General features: G+C 62.7%; 3 protein-coding genes. All 3 read left to right on the plus strand.

The features are described from left to right. Positions 1 to 185, plus strand: a 185-nt coding sequence (locus RLN94_RS17065; RefSeq protein WP_350169313.1) for an enoyl-CoA hydratase-related protein, incomplete at its 5' end; no start/stop codon positions are given. A 17-nt stretch (positions 186 to 202) separates the two neighbouring features. Then, on the plus strand, positions 203 to 1441 hold the full coding sequence (locus RLN94_RS17070) for a thiolase family protein (protein ID WP_350169315.1): 1239 nt from the start codon (positions 203 to 205) through the stop codon (positions 1439 to 1441). Positions 1442 to 1457: 16 nt separating this feature from the next. Then, positions 1458 to 2084, plus strand: a 627-nt coding sequence (locus tag RLN94_RS17075; protein ID WP_350169317.1) for an acyl-CoA dehydrogenase family protein, incomplete at its 3' end; no start/stop codon positions are given.

The following is a 2084-nucleotide window of genomic DNA, read 5'->3' on the forward strand; positions in this document are numbered from 1 at the left end:
CTGACAAAAGTCCGGCCGTTCTGCGCCGCATGAAGGCGGTCGCCAACCGGTCTATGAACGTGGACGAACCCGCCGCGCTGGCAGACGAGATGCTGAACCTGCGCGCCCATATGCGGTCATGGGACATGCGCGAAGGTCTGACGGCCTTTGCCGAAAAACGAAAACCGAACTTCCGCGGCTACTAGGTCAGGAGGAACGAACAATGCAGGATATCTATGTTGTCGGCGTCGGCATGACGCCGTTCGGAAAATTCCGGGAAAAATCAATCAAGGACATGACCGGCGAAGCCGTCACCAACGCCTTGGCGGATGCAGGGTTGCCGGCTCAGAAAATCGACGGTGCGTTCTTCTCGAACGCGGTTCAGGGCCATATGGAGGGCCAGCACATGATCCGCGGCGAGATCGCGCTGCGTGAAATGGGCATTCAGGGCATTCCGGTGGTGAATGTCGAAAACGCCTGCGCCAGCGCCTCGACCGGGTTCAAGCTGGCGGTGGATTTCCTCAAGGCCGGCAATGGCGATTGCTGCCTGGCCGTGGGCGCCGAGAAAATGTACTCCGACGACCGCGCGCTGATGTTCTCGGCTTTCGACAGTGGCTGGGATGTCAGCAATGGCGAAGAGGTCGCACAGCGCCTGGCCGATCTGGGCGCCGGGGTCGAAGAACCGGAAGGGTCGAAATCACCCAGGCCCTACAGCGTGTTCATGGATGTCTACGCCGGTTTTGCACGGCTGCACATGCAGACCTTCGGCACCACGCAGGAACAATTCGCCGCCGTCGCCGCCAAGAACCACGCGCATTCCGCGCATAACCCGCTGGCGCAATACCGCGATGCCATGAGCGTCGATCAGGTATTGGCCGCGCCGCCGATCACCTATCCGTTGACCCTGCCGATGTGCGCCCCGATCTCGGACGGCGCCGCGGCGGCGGTGCTGTGCACCGGCGAGGGGTTGAAAAGGCTGGGCCTCGATCCCAAGCGCGCGATCAAGGTCAAGGCGGCGATCCTGCGCTCGGGCACCGACCGACCGGCGGAAGATTACAGGAACCACCTGACCCGGCTTGCCGCGCTTGAGGCCTATGAACAGGCCGGGCTCGGCCCCGAGGATATGTCGGTGGCCGAGGTGCATGACGCCACCGCCGTGGGCGAGGTGATCCAGATCGAGAACCTCGGCTTTGTCGAATTCGGTGAGGGCGGCCCCGCCAGCCTGCGGGGCGAAACCACGATTGGCGGCCGCATCCCCGTCAACCCCTCCGGCGGGTTGGAATCCAAGGGCCACCCGGTCGGTGCCACCGGCATCGGCCAAGTCCACGAACTGGTCACGCAGTTGCGTGGTGAGGCTGGCGCACGCCAGGTCGAAGGCGCACAAAACGCCATCGCCGAAAACGGCGGCGGGCTGCACGGCGTCGAGGAAGCCGCCGCCTGCGTCACCATTTTGGGTCGCTGAAACAAGGAAGAAGAAAATGGAAACCGTGATCGCAGCCGCACAGGCAATTTACACCGACGAACAGCGCATGTTGCTTGAGAACTTCCGCAAGATGGCCGAGGCAGAGTTCGCTCCGCTGGCCGAGAAATACGAAGAGCTGGGCTATCCCCCCAATGCGGAAACCCTCAAGGGCCTGTTCGCCAAAGTCGAGGAATTCGGGCTGATCAGCGGGCTGATCCCCGAGGCCGATGGCGGCGCCGGGATCGACCGGATGACCTATGGCATCCTCTACGAGGAACTGGCCCGCATCTGGGCCGATCTGGCCATCGCCGTGCTGATCCAGGGCCACGCGGTGTTCGCGATCAACCTGCTGGGGGACAAGGCGCAGAAAGAGGCCTATCTCAAACCGTTATTGCGCAGTGAACGTATCTGCGCCACCTGCATCTCCGAACCCTCGGTCGGCTCGAACGTGCGCGAGGTGAAAACGCGCGCCGAGCGCGAGGGCGACAAGATCTTCGTCACCGGCCAGAAACTGTGGATCTCCAACGGCGCCCAGTCGGATTTCGCGATCGTGGTTTGCAACCTCGACGACGGGATTTCCATGGTCATCGTCGACCGCGACAAGGGTGGTTATGAAAGCCGTGAGCTGCGCAAGATGGGGTTG

The sequence above is a fragment of the Roseovarius sp. genome (assembly GCF_040223625.1).
Lineage (GTDB): Bacteria > Pseudomonadota > Alphaproteobacteria > Rhodobacterales > Rhodobacteraceae > Roseovarius.